A 3,650-nucleotide genomic window follows, 5' to 3' on the forward strand; every position below is an offset into this window, starting at 1 on the left:
CGCCAAGGGAGTGGTCGAGGTCGTAGCTGACGTGGAGCGCCAAGGGAGTGGTCGAGGTCGTAGCTGACGTGGAGGACCTTGCGGCGTTCCAGGGTGAAGAAAGGCACGCTGTGTTGGCGCCGACCGAAAACTGAGCCACATAGCGAATGCTGATCCGCGTCATTTTACGACCCGAGCCTCCGCCAACAACGAACCGCAGCAGCGCCTCGCCTCAACTGTGGCTGCATTGTTAGGAAACGCGCACCACCACTTTACCCTGCTTTTCTCGAGACATCGTCGCAGAAAGGGCGTCGTTGCTGCTGTCAAAGTCGAACGAAGCGATCCGCGGCGGCGTCAGTGCGCCTGTTGCCACTAGCTTGTACAACGCGGAGCGAACGCGCCTGGCGCGCTCTGGTTGGGTATGGAGAAAGTGCCGAATCTCAACACCAATGAGTGTTGCGCTCTTGAGCAGTGCCAAATTCACCGGCAGCTTTGGTACGGCCCCCCCGGCAAAGCCGACCACAAGATAGCGGCCATCCTTGCCCAGCGAGCGAAACGCGGGCTCGAACATGTCGCCGCCAACGGGGTCGACCACTACATCGACAACTTGGTCTGGGGCCTTGGACCTCAACTCTGCGCGCCAGTCAGGACTGAGATAGTCGACAGTGGTGTCGGTTTCCCTTCAATCTGTCACTCTTGCTCTTTCATTCTGTCAGCGCCAGMTCATGGAGAGCCTTGATGCACGGSGCTTKCAAGGMGAGCGYCTGCTCACAGCCGCGATTTGGCGTCGGCCCGGCCCGGCAGATTTTTGGCCCTTTCAATTGGCACAACCTTGCGTTTGACCCCTTCAATCTGTCACCATGTTCGCACTCACCTGCGAGTGGATGGAGATGGGTCATTTCCAGGCGCTTCCTGACGTTGTTGCGGTCGCCGCCGATAGACTGGTGGCGATCGTTCGTGTCGAACCCGATGGCAGYGTCGTCGTTCGCGACCTTGCCAACGGCGTCTTGAGAACAACCTCGGCGTCGGAGYTGAGTGCCCCAGCGTCGCTGTCTGCTTCTACCGGGACGACGCTCTCGTACATTGCGCTGGCGACGGACGCGCAGTGGGAGCGCGCTCGGCGGCGAGAGGCGGTCGTTGCCGGGCTYGTGAWCTCCTCCAACCTTGGCGACCAGGTTGCAAGCGCGGCCGCGCGACTCGGCGTATCGCGGCGYACCGTCTTTCGCTGGCTGGCCGCGTATCGMACCAGTYCGCAGACATCGTCGCTGCTGCCACACGCCCGAGGCACACCGGCCGGCGCTCACCGCATCGACGAGAAGCTCGAGCAACTGATCGCCGAGGTCATTCGAGACGTCTACCTCACGAAGGTGCGRGCCAGGAAAGAGGAGGTTGTGCGCCGTGTCGGCTTGCGCTGCTCGGCCGAAGGACTGAAGCAACCATCGCGCAAGGCCATCCTCGCCCGGGTGCACGCACTGGATGCGCGGCGCGTAGCCAAGGCGCGGCTTCAGCCGTCGGAAGCRGCGGCCCTGTACGACCCGGTTCCGGGAACCTACGGGGTCGACCGTGCGCTCGATGTCGTGCAGATCGACCATACGCGCGTCGATGCGGTCGTCGTCGACGAGACCCACCGACTGCCGATCGGAAGGCCCTGGTTGACCCTGGCCATCGATGTGGCCACGCGGGTCGTGGCGGGCTTCTACGTGTCGCTGGAAGCGCCGTCGTCCACATCGGTGGCCCTGTGCTTGGCCCAGGCGGTTCTACCCAAGGAACCGTGGCTTCGATCTCGATCCCTGGCTTGCACATGGCCTGTCTGGGGTCTGCCGCGCGCGGTTCACACCGACAACGGCGCCGACTTCACGGGCTCGGCCTTGCGCCGCGGGTGCGACGAACATGGCATTGCCCTGATCCTGCGGCCGATCGCCACACCGCACTACGGCGGCCACATCGAACGTCTGATCGGCACGATCATGGGTCGGATCCACCTGCTGCCCGGAACGACGGGATCGAATTCGGCAGAGAAGGGCGCCTATCCCGCTGAAACAGAGTCGGCGCTGACCATGGCCGAGCTGGAGCGCTGGCTCACCATCGAGATCTGCGAGCACTATCACCGGCGCGTTCACCGGGGGTTGCACCGCAGCCCGCTCTCGGCGTGGCAGGATGCGCTGCGCCAGGCCGGCTCAGGCCTTGGCGCGCTGCCGAACCGGCCGGAGCAGTTTGCCCTGAGCTTCCTGCCCTTTGAGCATCGCACCTTGCGCCGCGACGGGCTGCACCTGTTCAACATCCGCTACTGGGATCCGGTGCTGCCGGCGATCGTCAGACCCGGCGAGTCGGTGCTTGTGCGCTATGACCCGCGCAACCTGTCCAAGATCTACGTGGCGGGCCCTGATGACAGCTACATYCCGGTCCCTTATGCCGACCTGACGCTCCCGCCCATCACGCTGTGGGAACAACGCGCCGCCATGGCCGGGTTGCGGGGGCAGGGCGACAATGCGCCGGCTCAAGCCAGGATGTTCGAGGCGGTGCGCAAGCAACGCGAACTGGTCGAACAAGCCAACGCCAAGACCAAGGCGGCGCGGCGCCACGTCCAGCGCCGCCACGATGCGGTGCGGGCGACGACGGGCACCACAGCTTCGCGAGGGGGTTCGGTGGATTACTCGCAGCCCGTGAAGCCATCGAAGGCCGAGGTCTGGGACGACTGACGTGGCGCACAACCTGGAGCATCTGCACACCGGCGTCTGGTCCTTTCTGGACGAGGCGCAGGAGCATCGCATCACCCGCTTGTATATGCCCAAATGGGTTTCCTACGCTCGAGGCAACGAGGCGCTCGCCAGGATGGAACACCTGTTGCGGCACCCGCCGTGCTCTCGGATGCCCAGCATGCTCCTATRCGGGGACAGCGACATCGGCAAGACGATGATCGTCGACAAGTTCGTCCGCGATCATCCGGACATCTGCAACGAACATGGCGAGGTCGAGGCGAGAAAGGCCCTTCGACTGCAAATGCCGTCCAGGCCCAGCGATGACAGGCTGTACGCCCAGATCATCCAGGGGCTGGGGCATCAGGCGCCGTACTCACGCCGCGGCACCGATCTGGAGATCTTGGGCTTGCGCCTGCTGCATCGGCATCCGCCGCGACTGATGATCGTCGACGAGGTTCACCATCTGTTGGCGGGCACTGTACGCGAGCAGCGCCAGTCCCTGAACCAACTCAAATTTCTCAGCAACGAGTTGCGCATGCCGGTCATTGCGCTGGGCACGAGCGAGGCGCTTTACGCGATGCAGGCGGATCCCCAGATCGCTTCACGCTTCGAACCGATGGCGCTGCCCAGATGGCGCGAGAGCGCCGGGCTGCGCGAGTTCGTTGTTAGCTTCGGCCGACTCTTGCCGTTGCATCGGCCATCGCCCTTCGGCGAGAAGGAGATGATCCAGAAACTGATGGCGTTCAGCGGCGGCCTGACCGGCAGGATCACAACCTTGCTGGCTCAGGCGGCCGAGCTGGCAATCCGTGAGGAGGCTGAATCCATCAGTCCCGGGCTGCTCGATCGGGCGGCCGAGGCAGGGGTCTTCAAGCTTTCCGTCGAGCAAGAGCCCGACGAAGCCGATGCGTGACGCAGCCGAAGGCCGCCTCCGCCAGGCAGCTGACACATTGAAAGGATCATCAGTGCCAATTG

General features: G+C 64.0%; 3 protein-coding genes and 1 pseudogene. 3 read left to right on the forward strand and 1 reads right to left on the reverse strand.

All coding sequences use genetic code 11. The features are described from left to right. Positions 1-229: 229 nt before the first annotated feature. A complete protein-coding gene (locus tag AC1DY5_RS46935; RefSeq protein WP_478121222.1) occupies positions 230-610 on the reverse strand; it encodes a zinc-binding dehydrogenase in 381 nt (126 codons plus the stop codon). Positions 611-869: 259 nt separating this feature from the next. Between AC1DY5_RS46935 and AC1DY5_RS46940 the strand changes: the two are divergent. The 3 genes and pseudogenes from AC1DY5_RS46940 to AC1DY5_RS46950 form a co-directional block, all read left to right on the forward strand. Next, a pseudogene (locus AC1DY5_RS46940) lies at positions 870-1,292 on the forward strand (helix-turn-helix domain-containing protein); the annotation flags it as partial. A 339-nt stretch (positions 1,293-1,631) separates the two neighbouring features. Then, positions 1,632-2,678 carry a transposase gene (locus AC1DY5_RS46945; RefSeq protein ID WP_478121224.1) on the forward strand — a complete coding sequence of 349 codons (1,047 nt, stop codon included), beginning with the start codon at positions 1,632-1,634 and terminating at the stop codon, positions 2,676-2,678. A gap of 1 nt (position 2,679) precedes the next feature. Beyond that, on the forward strand, positions 2,680-3,588 hold the full coding sequence (locus AC1DY5_RS46950; RefSeq protein WP_478121223.1) for a TniB family NTP-binding protein: 909 nt from the start codon (positions 2,680-2,682) through the stop codon (positions 3,586-3,588). The last annotated feature ends 62 nt before the right edge of the window (positions 3,589-3,650 follow it).

This window comes from Variovorax sp. P4_D9 (genome assembly GCF_056401695.1).